This window comes from Acidimicrobiia bacterium, assembly GCA_040880805.1.
In the GTDB taxonomy this organism is placed as follows: Bacteria; Actinomycetota; Acidimicrobiia; order IMCC26256; family DASPTH01; genus DASPTH01.
This window is the reverse complement of sequence record JBBDHW010000043.1, coordinates 76,908-97,131: the sequence shown is the minus strand read 5'-3', so window position 1 is coordinate 97,131 and position 20,224 is coordinate 76,908. Positions and strand designations below refer to the sequence as shown.

General features: G+C 68.8%; 22 protein-coding genes. 14 read left to right on the top strand and 8 right to left on the bottom strand.

Going from position 1 to position 20,224, the window contains the following annotated elements:
• Positions 1-50: 50 nt before the first annotated feature.
• Genes WD271_11765 through WD271_11750 form a run of 4 tightly spaced genes read right to left on the bottom strand, consistent with a single transcriptional unit; the run spans position 51 to position 2,405 of the window.
• Entirely contained in the window at positions 51-500 is a 450-nt protein-coding gene (locus tag WD271_11765; protein MEX1008509.1) for a hypothetical protein, read from the bottom strand.
• Positions 501-527: 27 nt separating this feature from the next.
• The gene (locus WD271_11760; GenBank protein ID MEX1008508.1) at positions 528-1,058 is read right to left on the bottom strand and encodes a MauE/DoxX family redox-associated membrane protein; all 531 of its coding nucleotides are present in this window, start codon (positions 1,056-1,058) and stop codon (positions 528-530) included.
• The gene (locus WD271_11755) at positions 1,055-1,225 is read right to left on the bottom strand and encodes a hypothetical protein (protein MEX1008507.1); all 171 of its coding nucleotides are present in this window, start codon (positions 1,223-1,225) and stop codon (positions 1,055-1,057) included. Before WD271_11755 ends, WD271_11760 begins: the two co-directional genes overlap by 4 nt.
• A gap of 49 nt (positions 1,226-1,274) precedes the next feature.
• A complete protein-coding gene (locus WD271_11750; GenBank protein MEX1008506.1) occupies positions 1,275-2,405 on the bottom strand; it encodes an acyl-CoA dehydrogenase family protein in 1,131 nt (376 codons plus the stop codon).
• Between the two features lie 130 nt (positions 2,406-2,535).
• Here WD271_11750 and WD271_11745 point away from each other — a divergent pair, with 130 nt between their 5' ends.
• Both WD271_11745 and map read left to right on the top strand, forming a co-directional pair.
• Positions 2,536-3,147, top strand: coding sequence for an MBL fold metallo-hydrolase (locus tag WD271_11745; GenBank protein MEX1008505.1), 612 nt, complete (start codon positions 2,536-2,538; stop codon positions 3,145-3,147).
• A gap of 191 nt (positions 3,148-3,338) precedes the next feature.
• Positions 3,339-4,265 (top strand): type I methionyl aminopeptidase, encoded by a 927-nt coding sequence (map, locus tag WD271_11740; protein MEX1008504.1) that lies wholly within the window; start codon positions 3,339-3,341, stop codon positions 4,263-4,265.
• 69 nt (positions 4,266-4,334) lie between these two features.
• On the opposite strand, the gene WD271_11735 is transcribed toward map, so the two are convergent.
• On the bottom strand, positions 4,335-5,459 hold the full coding sequence (locus WD271_11735) for a glycosyltransferase family 1 protein (protein MEX1008503.1): 1,125 nt from the start codon (positions 5,457-5,459) through the stop codon (positions 4,335-4,337).
• Positions 5,460-5,485: 26 nt separating this feature from the next.
• Between WD271_11735 and WD271_11730 the strand changes: the two genes are divergently transcribed.
• The 5 genes from WD271_11730 (at position 5,486) to egtD (ending at position 11,157) form a co-directional block, all read left to right on the top strand.
• Complete coding sequence (locus WD271_11730; protein ID MEX1008502.1) at positions 5,486-6,616, top strand: glycosyltransferase family 1 protein; 1,131 nt, start codon at positions 5,486-5,488, stop codon at positions 6,614-6,616.
• A 300-nt stretch (positions 6,617-6,916) separates the two neighbouring features.
• The gene (egtA, locus tag WD271_11725) at positions 6,917-8,131 is read left to right on the top strand and encodes an ergothioneine biosynthesis glutamate--cysteine ligase EgtA (GenBank protein ID MEX1008501.1); all 1,215 of its coding nucleotides are present in this window, start codon (positions 6,917-6,919) and stop codon (positions 8,129-8,131) included.
• Between the two features lie 7 nt (positions 8,132-8,138).
• Positions 8,139-9,422 (top strand): ergothioneine biosynthesis protein EgtB, encoded by a 1,284-nt coding sequence (egtB, locus tag WD271_11720; GenBank protein ID MEX1008500.1) that lies wholly within the window; start codon positions 8,139-8,141, stop codon positions 9,420-9,422.
• Between the two features lie 6 nt (positions 9,423-9,428).
• Positions 9,429-10,166 (top strand): ergothioneine biosynthesis protein EgtC, encoded by a 738-nt coding sequence (gene egtC, locus WD271_11715; GenBank protein MEX1008499.1) that lies wholly within the window; start codon positions 9,429-9,431, stop codon positions 10,164-10,166.
• Positions 10,167-10,182: 16 nt separating this feature from the next.
• A complete protein-coding gene (egtD, locus tag WD271_11710; GenBank protein MEX1008498.1) occupies positions 10,183-11,157 on the top strand; it encodes an L-histidine N(alpha)-methyltransferase in 975 nt (324 codons plus the stop codon).
• A 133-nt stretch (positions 11,158-11,290) separates the two neighbouring features.
• Here the strand turns inward: egtD and WD271_11705 are convergent, their stop codons facing one another.
• Positions 11,291-11,812 carry a hypothetical protein gene (locus tag WD271_11705; protein MEX1008497.1) on the bottom strand — a complete coding sequence of 174 codons (522 nt, stop codon included), beginning with the start codon at positions 11,810-11,812 and terminating at the stop codon, positions 11,291-11,293.
• 164 nt (positions 11,813-11,976) lie between these two features.
• Between WD271_11705 and WD271_11700 the strand changes: the two genes are divergently transcribed.
• A complete protein-coding gene (locus tag WD271_11700) occupies positions 11,977-12,375 on the top strand; it encodes a DUF5658 family protein (protein ID MEX1008496.1) in 399 nt (132 codons plus the stop codon).
• Positions 12,376-12,389: 14 nt separating this feature from the next.
• Here WD271_11700 and WD271_11695 read toward each other — a convergent pair whose 3' ends face one another.
• Entirely contained in the window at positions 12,390-14,519 is a 2,130-nt protein-coding gene (locus tag WD271_11695) for a glycogen debranching N-terminal domain-containing protein (protein MEX1008495.1), read from the bottom strand.
• Positions 14,520-14,572: 53 nt separating this feature from the next.
• On the opposite strand from WD271_11695, the gene WD271_11690 reads away from it, so the two are divergent.
• From WD271_11690 to WD271_11665, 6 genes are all read left to right on the top strand, one after another.
• Positions 14,573-15,601, top strand: coding sequence for a glycosyltransferase family 4 protein (locus WD271_11690; protein MEX1008494.1), 1,029 nt, complete (start codon positions 14,573-14,575; stop codon positions 15,599-15,601).
• A gap of 63 nt (positions 15,602-15,664) precedes the next feature.
• Positions 15,665-16,429, top strand: a complete 765-nt coding sequence (sufC, locus tag WD271_11685; GenBank protein ID MEX1008493.1) for a Fe-S cluster assembly ATPase SufC — start codon at positions 15,665-15,667, stop codon at positions 16,427-16,429.
• 20 nt (positions 16,430-16,449) lie between these two features.
• Positions 16,450-17,682, top strand: a complete 1,233-nt coding sequence (locus WD271_11680; protein MEX1008492.1) for a SufS family cysteine desulfurase — start codon at positions 16,450-16,452, stop codon at positions 17,680-17,682.
• A gap of 18 nt (positions 17,683-17,700) precedes the next feature.
• On the top strand, positions 17,701-18,186 hold the full coding sequence (locus WD271_11675; GenBank protein MEX1008491.1) for an SUF system NifU family Fe-S cluster assembly protein: 486 nt from the start codon (positions 17,701-17,703) through the stop codon (positions 18,184-18,186).
• 90 nt (positions 18,187-18,276) lie between these two features.
• On the top strand, positions 18,277-18,471 hold the full coding sequence (locus WD271_11670; GenBank protein MEX1008490.1) for a hypothetical protein: 195 nt from the start codon (positions 18,277-18,279) through the stop codon (positions 18,469-18,471).
• Positions 18,472-18,496: 25 nt separating this feature from the next.
• Positions 18,497-19,324, top strand: coding sequence for a L,D-transpeptidase family protein (locus tag WD271_11665; protein ID MEX1008489.1), 828 nt, complete (start codon positions 18,497-18,499; stop codon positions 19,322-19,324).
• Between the two features lie 55 nt (positions 19,325-19,379).
• Here WD271_11665 and sufC (WD271_11660) read toward each other — a convergent pair whose 3' ends face one another.
• Positions 19,380-20,174 (bottom strand): Fe-S cluster assembly ATPase SufC, encoded by a 795-nt coding sequence (gene sufC, locus WD271_11660; GenBank protein MEX1008488.1) that lies wholly within the window; start codon positions 20,172-20,174, stop codon positions 19,380-19,382.
• Positions 20,175-20,224: the final 50 nt, after the last annotated feature.

Here is a 20,224-nt window from a genome sequence, read left to right as displayed (position 1 = left end):
AGCCATGACCAACCATCCCACAACCGCGCGCTCAAATCAAGGACACTACACTAGCCGCGAGACCGATTCCCGCCCTCACCGGCAGCCGGGCCAACGGCGCCGATCGCCCTGAGGTACGCGAGTTGCGTCTCGAGCACCAGGTGCACCTGCTCGGGCAGGTACGACTCGCCGGTGGCAGCGGACCGCTCGAGGATGAAGGCCACGGTCTCGGCTCCGCCGATGACGACAGTGCCTGCCGGGTACTCGGTCGAACCGTTCGCCGATACACCCTTGCGTTTGAAGAACTCCACCTGGAAGTCGAGGATGCGGCGTACGTCGTCGGGAGTGAGTGTGGCTGCAACGTCATCGGGTAAGTGCGCGAGCACCCAGGCGTAGGCATCCTCGAAGTCGAAGAGTGCCGGAGGCGGGTGCCGGGCGATGCGGCCGGCCTCGCGGGTCACGATGACGGCGGCGATCGCGACGACGAGACCCACGACGACGAATCCGGCAACCACGTCCATGGCCGGGAACGCTATTCCCGCTCGGATCTACCGCACGGCTCGTGCCGCGGCGAGGGTCTTGGGCAGCGCCGTGAGCGCGAGCAGCACCAGGCCGGTGCCGACGGCGACGAGCAGGAGGAACGGAATGCCGAGCAATGGCTGGTCGGCGAGCACGTCGGGTACCGCGATCTCGTTGGTCGCCGCAACCGCGGCGCCCACCGCCACGGCTGCGCACACGAGGTCGACGGCCACGTGCACGAGGCTCGGTGGCGTGTCGATCTTGCCGAGGCATCCGCACGAGCTGATCGGTTTACCCGACCGCAACGCGATCGTGACGACCACTGCGAACGCGACGTATGACGCCGCCACGATCGCTGCAAGCACCGCGTTGCCGGTGACAAGTGCACCGATCGCCACCACCGCCTCGATCGCGCCACCGATTCGCACCAGCACGCGGCCACCCGGGAGGCCGAGCGCGGTGAGCGCGTGCGCGGTGTCGGCCGGGTCCAGCGCCTTCAGCGCGCCGCCGAGCGCGAGGACGGTCGTCGCGATCGCGAACGGGCCGGCGAGGACGGTCATGGCAGACGTTCGGGGGGGCGCGGGGCTCCGGTCGTGCGCTGCCGGTCCAGGTCGACGCCCAGGTCGTGCAGCGCGCGAAGGACCTCTGCGTGGCTACGGAGCAGGCCGGCAACGAGCAAGCCGAGGAGCGCAATCACGACGCCGAGCAGCGTGACGAGGACCGCCATCGCTCCCGACGTTAGGACCTGCCGATGGACGACGGTGCCGCCCGCAGGCTCAGATGCCGATGCGCTGTGCGAGGAGCTCGCGGTGGTACGTGGCGTCGCCGAAGAGGATCTCGGAGCTCTTCGCCCGCTTGAAGTACAGGTGGGCGTCGTGTTCCCACGTGAAGCCGATACCGCCGTGGATCTGGATGTTCTCGGCCGCGGCGTGGAAGTACGCGTCGGAGCAATAGGCCTTCGCGAGGCTCGCTGCCACCGGCAGTTCCTCGTTGTCCTCCGCCGCCGCCCAGGCTGCGTAGTACGCGGCCGACTTGCCCGATTCGGTCTCGAGCAGCATGTCGGCGCACTTGTGCTTGATCGCCTGGAACGACCCGATCGGACGACCGAACTGCACCCGGACCTTCGCGTACTCGACCGACATCTCGAGCACCTTCTGCGCGCCCCCCACCATCTCGTTCGCTAGACAGACCGCCGCCTGGTCGAGGGTCTTGGACAGCGCCGGCCACCCCGAGCCCGGCGCGCCGATCGGCCGCGCCGCCACGTTCTCGAACTCGAGACGGGCCTGCTTGCGGGTCTGGTCCATCGTGGCCAGCGGCGTGCGGGTGAGGCCGGCGGCATCACCGTCGACCGCGAAGAACGAGATGCCGTCCTCACCGCTCGTTCCCTCGGTACGGGCCACAACCACCACGAGGTTCGCGGTGTGGCCGTCGATCACGAACATCTTCGTGCCGCTGAGCGTGAAGCTGTCGCCGGATCCCTGTGCTTCCATCTCGATACCGGACGCGTCCCACTTGCCGTTGGGCTCGGTGAACGCGAGCGTCGCGATGGTCTCGCCCGAAGCGATGCCGGGCAGCAGCTGACCCTGCTGCGCGGGCGTGCCGGCGTTCATGATCGCGTCGGCCGCGAGCACGACGCTCGAGAAGTACGGGGCACAGAGCAGCACGCGGCCCATCTCCTCGAGCACGATGGCGAGCTCCACGAACGTGAACCCCTGGCCCCCGTACTCCTCGGGGATGTGGATGCTCTGCAGGCCGAGCTCGTTGGCCATCTGGCTCCACACCGCGGGGTCGTAGCCCTCGGTGGTCTCCATGAGACGGCGCACCTCGCTCGACGGCGACTTCGACTCGAGGAAGCGGCGAACGGCGTCGCGCAGCTGGTCCTGCTCTTCGGAGAACGCGAAGTTCACGGCTGGACTCTCCCGCAGATCGGGGATCTTCTGAACGGGCGGGAACGCTACCGGAACGCCCGCCGCCAGGCCACACGAGCTTGCCGTTCGGGCACGGAGCCGGGCGTGGTCGGCGCGTAGCCTGGAGGTCATGCCTCGCCCCGCGCACTACGAGACCCCGACCGTCCGCATCGAGAAGCTCATCGTGGGTCCGGTCGAGAACAACGTGTTCGTCGTGCGCTGCAAGGGCACCGGTGAGGCCGTCATCATCGACGCCGCCAACGAGCACGACCTCCTGCTCGAGGTGAGCCGCGCCACCGGGGTGCGGCGGGTGCTCACCACACACGGCCACTGGGACCACATCCAGGCCGTCGAGGCGATGCGCGACGCCGGGATCGACGTGGGGATCGCGGGCGAGGACGCGGCGATGCTGCCGGCGTACGACTTCGTGATCCCCGACGACGACGTGATCACGGTGGGCGAGCTGAAGTTCCACACGATCCACAATCCGGGCCACACGGCGGGTTCCACGTCGTTCCTGCTCGAGGGGCACCCGATCGTGTTCAGCGGCGACACGCTGTTCCCCGGTGGTGCCGGCAACACGAGCTTCCCCGGCGGGAACTTCGCCCAGATCATCGAGTCGATCGACCGCCGGCTGTTCACGCTCCCGCCCGACACGCTCGTGCTCCCCGGCCACGGCCTCGACACCACCATTGGGGCGGAGCGTCCGCACTTACAGGAGTGGGTGGATCGTGGGTGGTGACGAGAGGGAGGCACGTGCGGACGCGACCGGAGTGCTGGTAAAGAGGCCGCACCTCCAAGAGTGGGTCGAGCGCGGGTGGTGACGTGACACTCGTACATGCGTGGGTGGTGACGAGAGGGAGGCACGTGCGGACGCGACCGGAGTGCCGAAGCGTCCGCACTTACAGGAATGGGTGGATCGTGGGTGGTGACGTGACACTCGTACATGCGTCGTTGCGCGCGAACGACGACTGCTGGTGCGGAAGCGGCAAGAAGTACAAGCGGTGTCATCGCGCGGAGCTGCTGCAACCTGGTGTGGTCGGCCCATGGCGCGCCGTGCCGGCAGAGATCGCGCGTCCCGACTACGTCGAGACCGGCATGCCGGTGCGCAAGTCGGAGGAGATGGTGAAGTCGGCCGACGTGATCGCGCGCATGCGTGTCGCGTGCCGGATCGCGCGGGAGGTGCTCCACGAGATCGGCCCGGCCGTCGCACCGAGTGTCACCACCGACGAGCTCGATCGGATCTCGCACGAAGCGCACATCGCTCGCAACGTCTACCCGAGCCCGCTCGGCTACAAGGGCTTCCCGAAGTCGGTGTGCACGTCGGTCAACGAGGTGATCTGCCATGGCATCCCCGACGACCGCCCGCTCGGCGAAGGCGACATCGTGAACGTCGACGTCACGGTCTACGTCGACGGCGTGCACGGCGACACCAGCGCGACGTTCCCCGTCGGCCGCGTCGATCCGGTTTCGAAGCACTTGGTACACACGACCAGCGAGTGCCTCGATCTCGCCATCGAAGCGGTCCGGCCCGGTGCGCCGCTCCACGACATCGGGCGCGCGATCGAGACCCACGCGCACGAAGAAGGCTTCCACGTCGTGCGCTCGTTCGTTGGCCACGGCATCGGGCAGGTGTTCCACGGACCACCGCAGGTGCCGCACTACTTCGAGCCGGCCGCCACCACGATCATGGAGCCGGGAATGGTGTTCACCATCGAGCCGATGATCACGATCGGCAACATCCGCCCGATCATCTGGGACGACGGCTGGACCGCGGTCACCGCCGACGGCTCACGCAGCGCTCAGTTCGAGCACACCGTGCTCGTCACCGACACCGCCGTCGACGTCCTCACCCGCTGACCCTCGAAAACGAACCGGCGTCAGCTGTGGGCGCTATACGCCGTCTGCTGACGCAAGTTGCGTGGGCTTTCAGCCGAGTGCTTCGTGGTAGACGGCGATGGTCGCGTCGGCGCAGCGCTCCCAGGAATAGCCCCGCGCGTGCTCGAGGCCGCGGTCGACGAGTGCCGCGCGCGCGGCGGCGTCGCGTAGCAGCGAGCTGATCGCGTCGGCCAGCGCGTCGACGTCGTCGACGGACACGAACCGGGCCGAGTCGCCGCCAACCTCACGCAGCGCCGGGATGTCGCTGCACACGACCGGCGTGCCCTGTGCCATCGCCTCGAGCACGGGGATCCCGAAACCCTCGTGCCGGCTCGGGAATACGAACAGATCCGCCCCCGCGTAGAGCGCCGCCGCGTCGGCCTCCCCGACGGCTCCGAGCGCCCGCACGCGATCACCGAGACGCCGTATCGCCGCGCTATCGTCGCTCACCCATCCCCCCTCGCCCGCGAGCACCAGCCGGTGGGGCACGTCGGTCTCGTCGAGCCGGGCGAAGGCGTCGAGCAGAACCCGCAGGTTCTTGCGCGGTTGGAACGTGCCGATCCAGAACACGTACGGCCGGTCGGCGATCCCGTACGAACGCGTCACCCTCTCGACGTCCTCCGCGGTCGCACGTTCGAGGTTGACGCCGTTCGGAACGATGCGCATGCGCTCGCGCGGGATCGGCGTGTTCGCGGCGATCTCGTCGGCTGCGAACTCCGACACCGCGATCACCAACCGCGCGCGGCGCGCCGCCGCCGCGAAGCCACGGGTGTGGAACCGGCGACCGCGCCGAGTGGTCGCCTCGGGCATCGTGATCGGCGCGGCATCGTGCACGGTGACGACCAGCGGAACTCCCTCGAGCGGCGGCACCGCGGGCGACGGCGCGTGCACGAGATCGACCGGCGCCACCCGACGAGCGGGGCCACCTCGTCCCAGCACGTGCCACGTGTCGTAGAGCAGCGGACGGGGCAACGGCAGCACCACGGCATCCACGTCGCACAATCCGCACGCGTCGAGCGCGGCGTCGACAACTCGGCGCGGATGGCGCGCCATGAAGACCGACACGTCGACGCCGGGGTCTCGGGTGGGCAGGAGTTTGACGAGCTGCGCCGTGTACCGGCCGATCCCACCCGGTGCCGGCTGGAGGAGCTGTTCGACATTGACGGCAACCCGCATGCAGCTGCGCACACTACCGTGACCGCGTGCGCGTGCTGCTCGACGTGTCGGCAGTGCCCGACCAACTCGCCGGAGCGGGCGTGTACTCCAAAGAGCTCGCGCGATCGCTGGCGCGCCGCGACGACCTCGAGCTCGTACTGATCGCGCGACGAAACGACTCGGCGCGCTGGCGGTCACAGGTACCAGCGGCGGAGATTCACGCGGTCGTACCGTCGGCACGCCCCGCGCGCCTGGCGTGGGAACAGGTCAGTGGTCCTCGCCTCGCCGCGAAGCTCGGCGGCGACGTCTGGCACGGTCCGCATTACACGATGCCGCTTCGGCTGCGGATGCCCGCCGTCGTCACCGTGCACGACCTCACGTTCTTCGACCATCCCGAATGGCACGAGCGCTCCAAGGTGGTGTTCTTCCGCCGCGCGATCACCGAATCTGCGAAGCGCGCCGCGGTGATCGTCTGCGTGAGTGAAGCCACCGCGACGCGGCTCCACGAGGTCGCGGCACCCAAGGGGGCCGTGGTCGTGGTGCACCACGGAGTCGACACCGACCGGTTCCGACCCGACGGCGACGAAGGCGACGACCGCACGCGGCTCGCAACGCTCGGCATCGTCGCGCCCTATCTCGCCTTTGTGGGGACCATCGAGCCCCGCAAGAACGTGCCCGCGCTCGTCGCCGCGTTCGCGCGCGTCGCCGGCGATCATCCCGATCTGCAGCTCGTGCTCGCGGGTCAGCCCGGCTGGGGCAGCCCGGCGGTCGATGCCGCCGTCGCGGAGAGCGGCGTCGCCGATCGCATCGTCCGCACCGGCTACGTCCCCGACGACGCGTATCCGCCACTCCTCCGGCGCGCATCGGCGGTCATCTACCCGTCACACGAGGAGGGTTTCGGGATCCCCCCGCTCGAGGCAATGGCCTGCGGCACACCCGTCCTCACCACCGAGGAGGTTGCCGCCGCCGAGCTCGCCGGCGACGCGGTGGCAACGGCACGCGCAGACCCCGCGTCGCTCGCGGAAGGAATCAGGCGCGTGCTCGATCATGCAGAGGCGACCCGCCTCCGAGCGGCCGGCCTGGCGCTCGTGGGCCGCTTCTCGTGGACGGCCGCGGCGGCGAGCCACGTCGCCGCCTACCGAACCGCCGTCGCCAGAGAGTCGGCCGGCGAGAGCTGAGCGCCCGCGGAGGCGAGTATCCCGCCGAGCAGCGAAGCGTGGCCTGAGCGGCCCGGCAGCGAAGCTGCCGAGAGCGGGAAGTTGGCGGCACCGCGGCCGGTAGGGTTGCTGCCCAAGTTGCAGATGTGTCATCCAGGGGCATCCCGGGCAACGAAACGATCTCGGCAGCAGCGAGACGAATCCTCGTATGCACGACGACGGCAGGAGTCAGGGGAGGATCCGATGAGAGCGGGGAGCCTGTGGCTCGCTCCGGTCCGGAACCTCTCGTGGGTCGCGGCACACTTCGGTCACCGATAACCCATGCCTGCACTCACCCGCTCCCTCACCCCCGACGACGTGCGCCGCTTCGTCGATGAGCGGGTGTTCACACCACGCTGGGATGCCAAGGTCGGCATCGAGCTCGAGTGGGTGACGCGCGCGACCGGGCTCACGCCGTGCACGCCCGACGCGATCCGCGGCCTACTGCCCGACGCGCTTCCCGGTGAGAGCAGGATCACGTTCGAGCCCGGCGGTCAGCTCGAGCTCAGCGGCCCGCCACGCAGCGGGATCGCCTCCGCATGTCGCGACATGGCGGCAGACATGCACGTGGTCCGGAGCGCGCTCGCGCCGCACGGCATCGAGCTTGTCGCAACGGGTGTCGATCCGCACGGTCCGCGCCCGCGCGTCGTCGACGCCCCGCGCTACCGCGCGATGGAGCACTACTTCGATGCCCACGGGCCCGCAGGCCGCACGATGATGTGCAACACGGCGTCGATCCAGGTGAACCTCGACATCGGAAGCGCGGCCGCGATCGAGAGTCGGTGGCAGCGCGCGCACGACCTTGGGCCCGTGCTCGCAGCCGCGTTCGCCAACTCGCCGCTCGATGCATCGGGGCGGCCGACGGGTTGGCGCTCGTCGCGGCTCGCGGTGTGGCAAGCGATCGACCCGGCGCGCACGAACGCGGCGTACGTGCCCGGCCTCGACGCGCGCTCGTCGTGGACGCGGTACACGCTCGACGCGCCGGTGATGATGATCCGCAGCGACAGCGCAACGAGCACTCCGCTCGATGTCCGCATGACCTTCGCGGAGTGGATCGCGAAGGGTCACGAGCTGGGGTGGCCCACGCTCGAAGACTTCGATTACCACCTCACCACACTGTTCCCGCCGATTCGCCCCCGCGGCTGGCTCGAGTTCCGCATGATCGACGCGCTGCCCGACGAGTGGTGGCCGGTCGCGGTCGCCGTCGCCGCCACGCTGCTCGACGATGCCCAGGCGGCCGACGCCGCAACGCGCGCGATCGCGCCCACGCGCGGCTGCTGGATCGCCGCCGCCCAGGACGGCCTCGCCGACACGGCGCTGCGTGCCGCGGCCGACGCGTGCTTCACCGCAGTGCTCGAGGCGCTCCCACGCCTCGGGACCGATGCAGAAACCGTCGCCGCCGCGGCCTCGTTCCACGATCGCTTCGTCGCACGTGGTCGATGTCCGGCCGACGACCTCCTGCGCGACTGGAACAGGCTCCAGGCCGCGACGGCGTGACGCGATCGTGACCAACGGTCCTTCGAAACCGCAGATCGTCGCCGCGCTCGACGAGGCGCGCGCGCGCTCCCTCGCGCTCCTCGATCCCATCTCAATTTCGGGTCAATCCCGACAGGTGTCGGAGCTGATGTCGCCGCTGTGCTGGGACCTCGCGCACATCGGCCACTACGAGGAGCTCTGGCTGGTTCGCACGCTGAGCGGCGCGGAGCCCACTGATCCCGCGTTCGACGACATCTACGACGCGTTCAAGCACCCACGCCGCGACCGTGTGTCACTCCCGATCCTCGATCCGGCCGGCGCGCGTCGGTTCGTCGCCGGTGTGCGCGAGCGCGGGCTCCGCGTGCTCGACGCCACCACGCTCGACGACGGCGAGCCCTTGCTCGCGGGTGGCTTCGTGTACGGGATGGTGGTGCAGCACGAGCACCAGCACGACGAGACGATGTTGGCCACGATCCAGCTCATGGACGACTTCGCGCACCCCGACGCCGACGGCAGCTCCGATCGACAGCCCGACCACCAAAACGCCGAGATCGATGGTGCCGCCGACGTGTTGATTCCCGGCGGCACGTTCGTGGTGGGCACGAGCGACGATCCCTGGGCCTACGACAACGAGCGACCCGAGCACGAAGTCACGGTCGCACCGTTCCGCATCGACACTACGCCTACGACCAACGGCGCGTACCACGAGTTCGTCGACGCGGGTGGTTACGACGACTCGCGTCTGTGGACCCACGCCGGGTGGGCCTGGCGCAAGGAGGCCGCACTCGAGGCGCCCCAGTTCTGGCACCGCGAGGGCGACCGCGCGTGGTCGCGCCGTCGTTTCGGCCGCGTCGAGGATCTCCCCATCGACGAGCCGGTGCAGCACGTGTGCTGGTACGAAGCCGACGCGTTCGCGCGCTGGTCGGGCGCCCGCCTCCCCACCGAGACCGAATGGGAGATCGCCGCGGCGGGCGCGACGATCGAGCACTCGAACCTCTGGCGCGCCGGTCCGCACCGCTTCGGACCCTCCGACGTGACACGCCCGCCCGCCGCTGCCGCGAGCAAGTGGGGCGTCCGCCAGATGCTCGGCGAAGTGTGGGAATGGACCGCGTCCGACTTCGGCAGGTATCCGGGCTTCGCGCCGTTCCCCTACCAGGAGTACTCGGAGGTCTTCTTCGGGCCGGAGTACAAGGTGCTGCGCGGCGGGTCGTGGGCCACGCACCCTACGGCGATGCGCACCTCGTTCCGCAACTGGGACTATCCCATTCGCCGCCAGATTTTCTCCGGCTTCCGCTGCGCGCGCGACGCTTAGCGAACCATGTGCCGTCACCTCGCGTATCTCGGTCCTCCGGCCGCGCTCCATCAGTTGCTCTTCGGCGCGCCACACTCGCTGTGCGAACAAGCACGCGCGCCTCGGCACCAGACATCGGGCAACTCCAATCCCGACGGTTGGGGCGTCGGCTGGTATCTGAACGGCGCGCGCGAGCCGAACCGGTACCGCACCGTCACCCCGATCTGGGACGACACCGATTTCGTTGACACGTCGCGCGTCATCGAGAGCGGGGCGTTCGTCGGTGCCGCCCGGCTCGCGTCACCCGGCGCCACCATCGAGGACACCGGCAATGCGCCGTTCGTCTCCGGGTCGTGGCTCTTCTCGCTCAATGGCGCCGTGGGCGGCTTCATGAAGGGTGTCGGCGACCAACTCCGCGCCGGCGTGAGCGCGACACGCCTCGCGGGCATCGAGGGCGACTCCGATTCCGAAGTGCTCTTCGCGCTCGCCCTCGATCGGCTCGACGCGGGCGATCCGCCGGCCGCGGCGCTGTCGAACGTGGTCGACCAGGTGACCGGCATCACGAAGGGCCGCCTCAACATGCTCCTCACCGACGGTCACCAGCTCGCGGCCACGCGGCTGGGCAACTCCCTGTTCGTGCGCGGCGCCACGGTGGTCTCCGAGCCACTCGACGACAAGCCCGGCTGGCGCGAGGTGCCCGACGGCTCGGTCGTCCTCGCGGTGGCCGAGCCCGTCGACACCGTGCACACGATCACTTCGCTGTAGCGCGCACGCCGTAGCCATGGCCCCCGAGATCCGCGTCGACGTGCACCTCGAACCCGACGCGATGGTGCGCGCGCTCGAGGCGGACGTGCGCGCCGGTCTCTCGGCTGCGCCGAAAACGCTTCCGCCGAAGTGGTTCTACGACGAGCGCGGGAGCGAGCTCTTCGACGCGATCACGCGGCTGCCCGAGTACTACCCGACGCGTGCCGAGCGGGCGATCCTCTCCGAGCGCGCCGGCGACATCGCCGTACGCACCGGCGCCGACACGCTCGTCGAGCTCGGCTCGGGTACGTCGGAGAAGACCCGCCTGGTCCTCGATGCGCTCGCGGGCGCCGGCACGCTGCGCCGGTTCGTCCCGTTCGACGTGAGCGAGGAGACACTCCGTAGTGCAGCGGCCTCGATCGCGGGCGAATACGACGGCATCGACGTGCACGCCGTCGTCGGCGACTTCGAACACCATCTCGACCAGATCCCCACCGGCGGGCGACGCGTCGTCGCGTTTCTCGGCAGCACGATCGGCAACCTCGCGCCGGAGCCGCGCGCGAAGTTCCTGGCCGAGGTGGCGAGCGGTCTCGCGCCGGGCGATTCGCTGCTGCTCGGTACCGATCTGGTCAAGGACGTCACGCGGCTCGTCGCGGCCTACGACGACGCGGCGGGTGTGACGGCCGAGTTCAACCGCAACGTCCTGCGCGTGCTCAACCGCGAGCTCGACGCCGACTTCGACGTCGACGGGTTCGCCCACGTGGCGCGCTGGGATCCCGACGAGGAATGGATCGAGATGCGCCTCCGGGCAGACCGCGCGCAGCTCGCCACGATCTCGCAGCTCGGTGTGGAGGTGCGCTTCGCCGACGGCGAGGAGCTCCGCACCGAGATCAGCGCGAAGTTCCGGCGCGAAGGCGTGGCACGCGAGCTTGCGGCCGCCGGGCTCGAGCTCGCGGAGTGGTGGACCGACCCGGCCGGCGACTTCGCGCTCTCGCTGTCGTTCCCGCGCTGACGGCCCTGACCGGCCGACGCTCGCGTGCGGTTCTTCGAATCGCGCCGCTGCTCAGTTGCCTCATACCTGCGGGTCGGCGATGGCTTCCGAGGTACCGCGCACAGCGAACACGCAAACGTTTCGCGGTCGGCGGTCAGCTGATGATGTCGCCGGAGGGCGCCACGATGTGCCAGACGTTCCCGAGAGCCTGACCGTTCGTCTGACCGGGCGCGGTGTCGCCCGAGAAGTTGTAGAGCAGGTGGCCGCCGTAGGTGACCTGACCCGATGGCGCCTTCGACAACTTCGACGCGTCGATCCCGGACCCGGCGACCGGCTGTCCCGACGCCATGAGCGGCGGCCAAGTGCCCGCGCAACCACCCGTGCACATGCTCGTGGTACCCGTGCCGTCGGGCATGAACGCGTACAGCGTCTTGCCGTCGGAACTGACGACGATGTTGCCGAGGCTCACCGTCGCGGCCTTCACGGTCACGGCCGCCGGAGCGGTGGTGGTAGTGGTGGTGGCGCCCGACGTGGTCGTCGTCGCGGCAGGCGCCCCCGTCGTGGTGGTCGCCTTCGACGACACGTTGCCGCTCGAGTTGTCGTCGCCCCCGCCGCACGCTGCGAGCGCAAGGGTCAATACCAGCGCGCCGGCGAGCCATCCAAATTTCCGATTCATCGGTACAACCCCCATGATCGTCCACCTGCTCGATCGGTCGTTCACTGCGAGCCGGGGTACCCGGCTCGCAGCCGTTCGCTCCTGAACGTACGGGAAGCGCGGGCTGAGGGATTGCGTCGCATGACGTGCTTGACTGACCGGACGAAGCGGAAGAAGGGACGGTCATGACGGAATCCGAGCAGGGCGTGACCGTCGCCGCCGCGCGACCCAAGAGTCGCATGCTCAGCCCGTTCGCGTGCTTCGTACTCGGGAGTTGCTTCGCGGTGCTCGACGCGGTCACCACCCGGTACGCGCTGCGATACACCCGCCTGCCCGAAGGCAACCCGGCGTTGCGCTGGGCGTTCGAGAACTTCGGGCTCACCCCGGCGCTCATCCTGCGCGTCCTCGTCGGATGCTCGGCACTCGCGCTCCTCGCATGGGGTGTGCAGGCTCGACTCTCCCGCCACGGGCGTCTGTTCAACTCCGGTTGCCAGGTGCTCCTCGCCGGCGCGCTCATCATCTGGGGCACCGTCGCGGTGAGCAACCTCGCGCAGATCGTCTACGTGCACGTTCGCTGGGCCTGACGTCGGGTTGCCGGCTACACGGTCGGGCGCCGTGCCTCGGGAACGATCGTGAGGCCGGGCGGAGCGTCGAGCACCTTGCAGTGGTTCCCTTCCACCTCGATCGAGAGATGGCCGCCCATGAGCGGCACGCGCTCGAGCACGAGCCGCCCGATCCACTCAGGCACCTCCGGCGCAAGGTGGAGCTGCTCGTTGCGCACCTCGGGTTCGAAGTGCAGCATCGAGCGCAGGAACAAGAGCGGCGACGCCGCGGCCCACGCCTGGGGCGAGCACGACGTGGGGTAGCTCACCGGGAACGGCACGTCGGCGCGGGCCAGGCCGGCGAACAGCTCGGGAAGCCGGTTCCCGAAGTGCGCAGCCGCCTGCACGATACCCTCCATCACGCGGTGCGCCTCGTCGACGAGGCCGTACCGCATGAGTCCCGCGGCACAGATGGCGTTGTCGTGCGGCCACACGCTCCCGTTGTGGTAGCTGATCGGGTTGTAGCCCGTCATCGACGACGCGAGCGTGCGGATCCCCCAACCGGAGAACAGCTCGTCGGACAGGAGACGTGCGCCGACGAGCGCTGCTTTGTCCTCGTCGAGGATGCCGGTCCAGAGGCAGTGCCCCATGTTGGAGGTGAGGGCGTCGAGTGGCTTCTTGTCGCGGTCGAGTCCCATCGCGAGCCAGCGGTGCTCCTCGAGCCAGAAGTCGTTGTTGAAGCGGCGCTTGAGCTCTGCGGCGCGCGTGCGCAGCTCCGCGGCATACTTGTCGTCGCCCTGCTCAGTGGCGAAGTGGGCGCGCGCGGCGAGCGCGGCGTACACGTAGCCCTGCACCTCGCACAACGCGATCGGCGGTTCCGCCAATTGACCGTCGGCGAAGCGGGTGGAGTCGTGCGAGTCCTTCCAACCCTGGTTGCGGAGGCCGCGGTCGCTCGTGCGGAGGTACTCGACGTAGCCGTCGTCGTCGCGGTCGCCGAAGTCGTCGATCCACGCGAGCGCGCGATCCGCCGCGGGGAGCAGCGCGTCGACGTCGCCACGCCGGTTGCCCCAACGCTGCAACTCGCCGAGCAGCATCACGAACAGCGGCGTGGAGTCGACGCTGCCGTAGTAGACGCGTCCGCCGCCGAGTGACAGCTCACTCGACTCGCCGAATCGCATCTCGTGCAGGATGCGGCCCGGCTCCTCCTCGGTGATCGGGTTCACGTCGACGCCCTGGAAGCGCGCCAGCGTCTGCAGCGTGCCGAGTGCGAGATCGGAATCGATCATCATCGTCATCCACGACGTGATGAGGCTGTCGCGACCGAACAGCGTCATGAACCAGGGGGCGCCCGCGGCGACCACCGTGCGGTCGGGGTGATCGGGATCGAACAGACGCAACGCCGCGAGGTCTTCGGTCGAGCGATCGAGGAGCGCGCCGAAGCTGTCGTGGTCCGACGTCATCGACGGCAGGTTGCGCCGCCATGCTTCGAGGCGCGCCGCCGGCGTCGACCGCTCGACCGGCCGTCCACACAGGTAGCGCGGCGTCACCTCGTCGGTGTCGATGACCGGCGTGAGCTGCATACACACCGACCACTCCCCGGCAGCAGGCACGATCACCTCGAAGACCGCGTGCGTCGCCGACAGCTGCGGCGCCGCCGAAAAGTCGAGGTGGGCGCCGCGGCTGAAGCGACCGCGCTGGTACGTCCAGCTCAGTCGGCTTCCCTCGACGCTCGTCGACAGCTCGCCGACCTTCTCGACCCTGCTCTCCTTCACTTCGAACAGATCCGCAAAATCGGCGCCGATGAGGACCTCGAGCGCGCAGAACGCGGGTTCGAGGCCGTAGTTGCGCACGGTGACGTCTTCGCGCATACCGCGACCGACGTAGCGATTGCGGAACACCATGAGGTGCGAGTCGGCTTCCCCTGCCTTGGGCTGATCGCGCAACACGAACGCCGCGCTGAACGGATCGGTGGTGGTCGCGGCGAGCGGTTCGGGCCACTGGCCGTTGACGCGCAAACGGAGTTCCGAGAGGAACCGCGTGTCGCGGAAGAAAAGGCCATGCGGGAAGCCGGGCAGCATGTCGCCCGAGGGCAGCGAGATGGCGAACGCGGTCCCCTCGACGAGTGTCACGACGCCGCCGTCACCGCCGAGCGTCGCACTCGCGGTCATCGTCCACGGCACGGACACGGCCGGTCACGCTACTGCCCGCCCCCCGGCGCCTCGCTCATATGCTCAGGAGCGTGAGGATCGCGGAGATCGCGCCACCCTGGTACGCAGTTCCTCCCGCCGGTTACGGCGGCATCGAGCTCGTGGTCGCGCTGCTCACCGACCGGCTGGCCGAACGCGGCCACGACGTCACGCTCTTCGCGAGCGGAGGGTCGCACACGAAGGCAACGCTCGTGACCCCGCTGCTCGACCCACCCGACCCGGCGCTCCTCGGCAACACGTGGTACGACGCGTTCCACGCCGCGTCGGCGTATCTCGACCTCGCCGACAACTTCGACGTCGTGCACGACCACAGCGGCATCGTGGGACCCGCTCTCGGCGCGATGGGCCGCGGGCGACCGCCAGTGGTGCATACACTGCACGGCCCGTGGACCGAGCCCAGCCGCAAGCTCTACGGGTTGCTCGCCGACTACGTGCATCTCGTCGCGATCAGCGACGCGCAGCGTGCCGACAACCCCGACATCCGGTACGCGGGCGTCGTACACAACGGGATCGACCTCGACCTCTATCCGTTGGTCGAGGAGAAGGACGACTTCCTCGTGTACATCGGCCGCGCGAATCCCGACAAGGGACCGACACTCGCGATCGAAGTGGCGCGGCGCGCGGGGCTGCCGCTCGCGATGGTCGTCAAAAAGAACGAGCCGTTCGAGCGCGCGTACTGGGACGAGATCGTCGCGCCGCTCTTGCACGACGAGGTCGAGGTGTACGAGGCGATCCCGCACGAACGCAAGGTCGACCTGCTCGGCCGCGCCCGGGCGATGGTGTTCCCCATCCAGTGGCCGGAGCCGTTCGGGCTCGTGATGGTGGAGTCGATGGCATGCGGAACACCGGTCGTCGCGTGTCCCGCCGGCGCAGCCGTCGAGCTCGTCGACGAAGGCGTTACCGGGTATCTGCGCGAATCCATCGACGGCCTCGTCCAGGCGGTTGCCGAGGTCGGTCGCTGCTCGCCCGTCGTGTGTCGCGAGCGGGTGAGCCACAACTTCAGCGCCGACGCGATGGTCGCCGCCTACGAGCGCCTGTACGAAACCGTGACCTGCGACTGATCACCACCAGAGCAGGTGTGCCAGGGTTTCCACTACGGGCGTAGTGCTAATACGATGGCAGGCATGGACGGCGTCCCGCTGCTCGAAATCGACCACCTCCACGTTGCCGTCGCGGGGCACGAGATCCTGCGCGGGGTCACCCTGACGGTCCTGGCGGGCGAGCTGCACGCCTTGATGGGCCCCAACGGGTCCGGAAAGTCCACGCTGGCCAAGACCCTGCTCGCGAACCCCGCCTACGAGATCACCGCCGGCAGCATCCGCCTCGAGGGCGAGGACATCACGAAGCTCCCCACCGACGAGCGCGCTGCCCGCGGCCTCTTCCTCGGCTTCCAGCACCCCGAGGAGATCCCCGGGGTGAGCGTGCTCAACTTCCTCCGGCAGGCGATCGCCGCCCGCAAGGGCATCCCCGACCTGTCGGTGCTCGAGGTCCGCATCTGGCTGATGGAGTGGACGAAGCGCCTGGGCATGGACGACCGTTTCACCGAGCGGTACCTCAACGAGGGCTTCTCGGGTGGTGAGAAGAAGCGAAACGAGATCCTCCAGATGGCGCTGATGGACCCCGACATCGCGGTGCTCGACGAAACCGACAGCGGCCTCGACATCGACGCGCTCCGCAACGTCGCGCACGGCATCACCGAGATCCGCAGCGATCGTCCGGCACTCGGGATCCTGCTCATCACGCACTACCAGCGCATCCTCGAGCACCTCACCCCCGACGTGGTTCACGTGCTGCTCGACGGCCGCGTCGTCGCCACCGGAGGCCCCGAGCTCGCCGAGCGCATCGAGGCCGACGGCTTCGACAGCTTCCGCACCGAAGCGGCGGCGTAATGGAGCCGAGAGAGCGGAAAGTGAGCCTGGATCTCGCCCGTGTCAAGGCCGACTTCCCGATCCTGTCGCGCACGGTCAACGGGAAGCGGCTCGTGTACCTCGACTCCGCGTCGTCGTCACAGAAGCCGCAGTCGGTGCTCGACGCGATGGACGAGCACTACCGCACCTACTACGCGAACATCCACCGCGGCGTCTACACGATCGCCGAAGAGTCGACCGCGCAGTACGAGCTCGCGCGCGCGAAGACCGCCCGCTTCCTCGGCGCGGGCAACGCGAACGAGGTCGTCTTCACGAAGAACATCACCGAGGCGATCAACCTCTTCGCGCATTCGTGGGGGCGTACGAACCTCGACGAGGGCGACGCGATCGTGGTCACCGAGATGGAGCACCACGCCAACATCGTGCCGTGGCACATCCTCTGCGCCGAACGCGGGGTCGAGCTGCGGTGGGTGCCGATCGACCACGACTACCGCCTCGATCTCAGCGAGCTCGACCGTCTGCTCGACGGCGCGAAGCTCTTCGCGTTCACCGCGATGTCGAACGTGCTCGGTACCGTCAACGACGTCCGTTTCCTCGCCGATGCCGCGCACGCCGCAGGCGCCACGGTGCTCGTCGACGCCGCGCAAGCGGTGCCGCACGGTTCAGTCGACGTGCAGGAGTGGGACGCAGATTTCGTCGGATTTACCGGGCACAAGATGCTCGGCCCGAGCGGCATCGGCGGCTTCTGGGCCCGCCCCGAACTGCTCCAGGCGATCCCGCCGTTCCTCGGGGGCGGGGAGATGATCCTCGACGTGCGCAAAGACGGCTACGTCCCCAACGAGGTGCCGTGGAAGTTCGAGGCCGGCACGATGCCCATCGCCGAGGCCACCGGGCTCGCCGCAGCCATCGACTATCTCGAGGCCCTCGGCATGGACACCGTGCGCGAGCACGAGCGTCGGCTCACCCAGTACACGTTGCGCGCGCTCAGTGACCGCTTCGGCGAGCGCATCCATGTCCACGGGCCGGGCGGCACCGAAATGCGTGGCGGGATCGTCTCCTTCGGGTTCGACGGCATCCATGCGCACGACATCTCGCAGGTGCTCGACGAAGACGCCGTCTGCGTACGCGCGAGCCATCACTGCGCCAAGCCCCTGATGCGCGTCCTGGGGGTGCCCGCCAACACACGCGCGTCGTTCTACGTTTACAACGACGAAGCAGATATCGACGCTCTGGTCGACGGGCTCGAGCGAGCCGAGAAATTCTTCGCCATCTAGGGCCGTCAAGGAGACACGATGCCCGGCCTCGAAGACCTGTACCGCGAGATCATCCTCGACCATTACCGCGCGCCGCGAAACCGCGGCGAGTTGCCCGTGCCGCCCGCGCACAAGGCGGAGGGCTTCAACCCCCTGTGCGGTGACGAAGTAGTGCTCTACCTCGACGTCGACGGCGACACGGTCACCGACCTCAAGATCGCGGGACAGGGTTGCTCGATCAGCCAAGCATCCACGTCGATGATGTCGTCAGCCGTGAAGGGACTCTCGGTCGCCGACGCGCGCCGGCTCATTCGTGTGTTCAAGGCGCTGATGTCGATCCACGAATCGAAGCTCGAGGGCGACGCCGACGGCGACGATCTCCGCGCCGAGCTCGAAGGTGTGCCCCTCGGCGATCTCGAGGCACTCCAAGGTGTCGTGAAGTTCCCAGTACGTATCAAATGCGCCACCTTGGCGTGGAACACCCTCCAGCAAGGGCTCGACGAGATCGAGGCCGAAGCGTCGTAACGCCGTGGTGCGTGACACGGCCCTTACATACGCGACACGGTGGTGAAACGAACGGACAGTAGGGTGTACGAACGCACAGACGAGGAGGCGGTGACAGTGGAGACGAGTCGGGAGCAGCTCACCCAAGTGGTCGACGACGCGTTGGTGCGCTTCCGCGGGCGCGACCTCGTGTCGAGCGCCGAGGTCCTCGATGTCCTGCTCGACCTCCGTCTCCTCCTGCTCGAGGTGGAGTCCCTCGAACAGCTCCTCGAAGAGCCGGCCCCGGCCGGCGGTGGAACCGTCTGAGCGCATCCCGGTAGACTCCCGGCACATGACCGACCAGGAGATCAGATCGCGCACCGAACTGCGTCACCGTCGCCGCACGCGCGTGTGGGCATGGGTTGGCGCGATCGTGCTGGTCGTCGCGGCCGCCGGGATCGGCGTGGTCGCGCTCTCGGGCAGTGACAGCGGAACCAAGGCACGGGCCGCGTCCACTGGAGCCACGTCTGCGCTGGAGCCCGCGACGGGCGCGAACCTCTCGGCAGATCTCGCTCGGGTCCCGTTCCGCGCTGTCGCGACCAAGGGCGACGACATCGCCGTCTTCAGTGCACCCGACAACAACGCCGAACCGATGGCGATGCTCACGAAGAAAACTGAGTACCTGATCCCGCGCACACTGCTCGCGTTCGACCAGTACCAAGACTGGCTGCACGTCTACCTACCCACTCGTCCGAACAGCTCGACCGCGTGGGTCAAGGCCTCCGACGTGAACGTCTCGACGCCGCTCGAGTGGCAGATCCGCGTGAGCCTCGCCGATCATCACCTGTGGCTTCTGCACAACGGGGTCGTCGACTTCGAAACCGGAGTCGCGATCGGTACGGAGCAGTACCCCACGCCCACAGGAGTCTTCTACATCACCGATCCCCTCGACCTGCACAAGACGCCGAACCTCGGGTACGGCGTCTTCGCGTTCGGGTTGTCCGGGCACTCCGATGTGCTCACGGACTTCGCCGGCAGTGACGGTCAGATCGGCCTCCACGGCACGAGCAACCCGGGTGATATCGGTCGCGACGTGTCGCACGGCTGCGTGCGCATCACCAACGACTCGATCGAGCGTCTGTCGACGCTGCCGATCGGTACACCCGTCGTCATCACCTGATAATTCGTCGCTCACTGCGGGCCGGCGTACCGGGCTCGCGGCCGTTCGCGCGTTGTCAGAAGCCGGGGTCGGCGAACGGGTCCGCCACCGCGGCCGGCTCCACTGCGAGGGTCTCGACGCCGAGCTCGGCGGCGAGCCCCTCGTAGCCGACTTCCTCGAGCTTGTCGGCCAGCTCGGGACCGCCGCTCGCGACGATGCGGCCGGCCATGAGCACGTGCACACGGTCGGCCCGCAGCTCGTCGAGGAGGCGCGCGTAATGCGTGATCGCGAGCACGCCGAGCTGGCGCTCCTTGGTCATCGCCTCGATGCGGCGGGCGACGTCGCGCAGGGCATCGACGTCGAGACCGCTGTCGATCTCGTCGAGCACCGCGAACCGCGGCTCGAGCACCGCGAGTTGCAGCGTCTCGGAACGCTTCTGCTCCCCACCGGAGAACTCCACGTTCACACCGCGCGCGAGGAACTGGTGCGCGACACCGAGGCGGGCCGCCTCGGACTCGATCCTGGCCTCGAGTTCCCCGTTGGTGTCGCGGGCCTGGCCCTGGAGCGCGGCACCGAGGAAGTCGACGAGGCGCACCCCGGGAAGCTCCACGGGGTATTGCAGCGCGAGGAACAGGCCGCGCGCCGCGCGCTCGTGGGTGGCGAGGCCGAGCAGCTCCTCGCCGTCGATCGTGATCGAACCCGCGGTGACGTGGTAGTCGCCGCGGCCCATGAGCACGTGGGCCAGCGTCGACTTGCCGGACCCGTTCGGGCCCATCAGCGCGTGCACCTCGCCCGACGCGACCTCGAGGTCGACCCCGCGCAGGATCTCCACCCCACCCACCGACGCGCACAGATCCGAGATCCTCAGCACGCTCACGGAATGTCCCAACGAACCTGCGTCAGCAGACGTCGTATAGCGCC